Below are 3,671 nucleotides of genomic sequence, written 5' to 3' on the forward strand. Positions count from 1 at the left end.
CCGCCGTCGGCTCCTTGCCCCGGGTTTGGACTCCAAACTAAACTGCGAGCAATCCCCACAACAACCAGGCAGAGGCTGCCGCACATCCGGCAATCACCGCAGTGAACCCGGTCAGCCACACGAAGGCCGGCACGCCCGTGGTGCGGCCCAGTATGAAGGCGTCAGAGGCTGCAAGCCGGTCCCGGCGCCGGGTGTGCACACCGGCGAGCTTGAGGAGGTCGCGGATACCTCCCACCGAGAGGGCAATGCCAAGGGCCAGGACTGCATAGTTCACTGTTGCCGGCGTGGCGAAAAGGACCAGGAGCTGGGCGATTGCAGCGCTCACCACAGCCACGAGAATCCCGGTGATGTTCCTCAGGAAAATAAGCGAGACCAACAGGATTAAGGCACCGACGGACATTGCCGCTCCGGAACGGCCCGCTGCAAACGCGGCAATCAGCCCGAAGCCGACCACGGCGGGCGCCGGATAACCCCAAAACCCGGACCAGGCGGCACCGAAAGCACTACGGCCGCTGCTGACAAGGCGCCCTGAATGATCCAGCCCGATCCGGAGCCCGTGCACAAATCGTCCGGTCATCAGCGCCGCATAGGCGTGGCCAAGTTCATGGACGAAGGTGACGTACAGGCCGAACCAACGCCACGTGAGGCGCGGAATACTCAGGACGACCGCGCACGCCAGGATTCCCAGCAAAGCTGGAAGGGGCACCATGGTGGTGTGGGTGTCGGTAAAGCCGCGGACCACCGCGTCCCACCAGGTCTGAAAGAGGGTCATTGAGTCTTCCGGATCCCTTGCAACGTGAACTTCACGACACTGTTGACTGAAGACGGGAATGCAACCCGGCGATGAGGATTTCAAGGCCGAAGTCGAAAGCTGCTTCGCCTCGCTCCCCAGCCGGACCTGCGTGTGCCAGGGCATGGGTGAGGGCCGGGTATCCCTGCGCAGGTGGAGCCCAGACGACCTCCGGCGCCGCCAGGTCCAGGGCGAAACCCAAGGCGAAGCTGTCAATAGTGGAAATCGCTGACATCACGTCCCGGCCTTGGAATCCGGCAACTCCGAGGGCAACCGCCAGGTTCTCGTAGAGGGCCATGACCTTGTCATCCTGCACAGTCTGGAGCACCAGCAACGGCGCCAGTTTCGGATGACGGGCGAAGGCATCGCGATAACTGCGGACTATGGCGCGAAGCGAGGCCTCCCAGTCGTGTTCATCGGTCAGGACGTAAGGACTCTCTGCGATGATGCGTCCGCGCATCAGCTCCAGGATTTCTTCCCGGCCGCTCACATGGTTGTAGATGGAGGACTGGCTGACGCCTATCCGCTTGGCCAGTTTGGGCAGGCTGAAGTCCCCCGCCTCGTCCACCAGCTCAAGGGCGGCGGTGACGAGTGCATCGATGGATATCAGCGGGACCAGCGGGCGTGCCATTCAGGTATCTCTCTTTCGCGTTGTTGTTACGACTCTAGCCAGAACTTTGCTTCCAGGTATTGTGCTCGGGGTCACAAGGACCTACGCTAAACGAAAGCCTTTCGCTTAATGAATGGCACTCCCACACATTCCCTTCCCCCAAAACCCAGAGGATCCCCATGTCTGACCTCGAAACCCGACCTCCGGCAGCCGATGCCGGAAACGGGCTCAAACGGAATGCGATCGGCACCGGCGGCATCGCCTTCCTGGTGATCTCCGCAGCAGCGCCACTGACAGTAATGGCCGGCGTAGCCCCTGTGGCTATAGGCATCGGGGGCATTGGCGCCCCCATGGGCTACGTCATTGCCGGTGCCGTCCTCCTGGTCTTCGCCATCTCCTTCATGGCCATGACAAAGCACGTCAAAGCCGCGGGCGGGTTCTATACCTACATCAGCCTGGCCATGGGCCGGACCGTAGGCCTGGCAGCTGCCATCCTGGCCATCGTGTCCTATAACTGCCTGCAAATCGGCGTCTACGGCTTGTTCGCCGTCCAGACCCAGGCCATGCTCCGTACGCTCTTTGGCCTGGACGTGCCATGGCCGGTTGTGGCCCTGGCGGCCATCGCAGCCGTATGGCTCCTGGGATACCGCGGCATTGACGTCGGCGCGAAAGTCCTTGGAGTCCTCCTCATCGCAGAAACAGCCATCCTGGGGATTATGGGCGCAGCGATCCTCCTCCGGGGCGGAGCAGATGGCATCAGTTTCGCCTCCTTCGCACCCGAACACGCCTTCACCCCGGGCGTCCTGGCTATTCTGGCCATCTGTTTCGCAGCTTTCATGGGCTTCGAGTCCACGGTGCTGTATCGGCGGGAGGCCCGCAACCCGGACAAGTCCGTCCCCCGGGCCACCTACATCGCCGTGGGTTTCATGTCCGTGTTCTACGCCTTCATCGTCTGGACTGTCATTCAGGCCTTCGGCAACGGGAACGTTGTGGCCGCAGCCGGTGAATTGGCCGACGGAATGTTCTTCGCCACCATCAGCCAGTACGTCGGCCCCTGGGCAGAGGTCTTGATGTACGTCCTGATCGTCACCAGCGTCTATGCCTCGCAACTGGCTTTCCACAACGCCATCAACCGCTACGTCTACATGCTCGCCAAGGACGGGGTCCTCCCGGCATTCCTCGGCAGGACCCACCACAAATACAAGTCCCCCCACCGTGCCGGGCAAATCCAAACCATCCTGGCCGCCGTCGTTATCCTCATCTGCGCAATTGCCGGCGCCGACCCGTACAGGCAGCTGCTGATCTGGGTGAACACCCCGGGAATCGTCGGCATCGTTGCCCTGCAGGGTGTGGTGTCCGTGGCCGCATTCATCTACCTGCGTCGCAATCCCGCCGCAGTGACGCATCGGGTCCTTCTCCCGGTCAGCATTGCCTCGGCCATCCTGCTGTTCGGGGTGGTGGCCTTGATTGCCATCAACATCGAACTCCTCACCTTCGCCGATCCCCTTACCAACACCATCCTCCTTCTTGTACCACCGATCGTTTTCCTTGCAGGGCTGCTCATTGCCCGCCGCCTGCGCACCACCCGACCTGACGTCTTTGCACGGATTGGAAGCTTCGAAAAACATGACTCCTGACCTCATAGTCCTGGCCGATACCATCCACACCATGGACGGCCATGGCAGCGACTCCCACCAGGCTGTAGCCGTTCGGAACGGCCTGATTACCGCAGTCGGAAGCCGGGCTGAAGCCCAGGACTGGGCCCATGGCGACGCTCTCGTGATGGATCTGGGCAGCGCCACGCTGACCCCGGGCCTGGTGGACTGCCATATGCATCCGGTGTTCGGACTTGACCTGACCACAGGCGTTGACCTGTCCAGCGCTGCCACGCTGGATGAGGTCCGCGCCCTGCTTCAGCAGGAATCACGGAACGACGACGGCTGGTTGCGTGGTTGGGGACTGAATCCCAACGCGTTTGGCGACGTCCCGCTGGACCGCACTGTCCTTGACGGCGTCAGCGGCGATAAGCCCGCAGTCATCCGGTTGTTCGACGGTCATTCGGCTCTGGCAAACAGCAGGGCCCTGGAAATTGCAGGTATCCGCGGCAAGCACGAGTTTGACCAGGCCTCGGAAGTGGTGTGCGATGCCGACGGCGTTCCCACCGGCCTCCTCCTCGAAGCAGCCGCCATGGAACTGATCCAACGGCACATCCCGTTGGAACCTTTTGCCGAGCGCAAAGCCAGGCTCGCCGCACTCCTGCAGGACTTCGCC

General features: G+C 62.2%; 4 protein-coding genes. 2 read left to right on the plus strand and 2 right to left on the minus strand.

All coding sequences use genetic code 11. The features are described 5' to 3' along the window. Nucleotides 1-37: 37 nt before the first annotated feature. Together HP499_RS22090 and HP499_RS22095 are read right to left on the minus strand one after the other, a co-directional pair. A complete protein-coding gene (locus HP499_RS22090; RefSeq protein WP_172326241.1) occupies nt 38-772 on the minus strand; it encodes a M50 family metallopeptidase in 735 nt (244 codons plus the stop codon). Nucleotides 773-803: 31 nt separating this feature from the next. After that, nucleotides 804-1,421: a TetR/AcrR family transcriptional regulator C-terminal domain-containing protein gene (locus tag HP499_RS22095; protein WP_172326242.1), complete on the minus strand. Its 618-nt coding sequence runs from the start codon at nt 1,419-1,421 to the stop codon at nt 804-806. Between the two features lie 158 nt (nt 1,422-1,579). On the opposite strand from HP499_RS22095, the gene HP499_RS22100 reads away from it, so the two are divergent. Both HP499_RS22100 and HP499_RS22105 read left to right on the plus strand, forming a co-directional pair. Next, nucleotides 1,580-3,037, plus strand: a complete 1,458-nt coding sequence (locus HP499_RS22100; RefSeq protein ID WP_172326243.1) for an APC family permease — start codon at nt 1,580-1,582, stop codon at nt 3,035-3,037. After that, on the plus strand, nt 3,027-3,671 hold a 645-nt coding region (locus tag HP499_RS22105; RefSeq protein ID WP_172326244.1), incomplete at its 3' end, for an amidohydrolase family protein. The genes HP499_RS22100 and HP499_RS22105, both read left to right, overlap by 11 nt.

The organism is Paenarthrobacter sp. CM16, from assembly GCF_013179505.1.
In the GTDB taxonomy this organism is placed as follows: domain Bacteria; phylum Actinomycetota; class Actinomycetes; order Actinomycetales; family Micrococcaceae; genus Arthrobacter.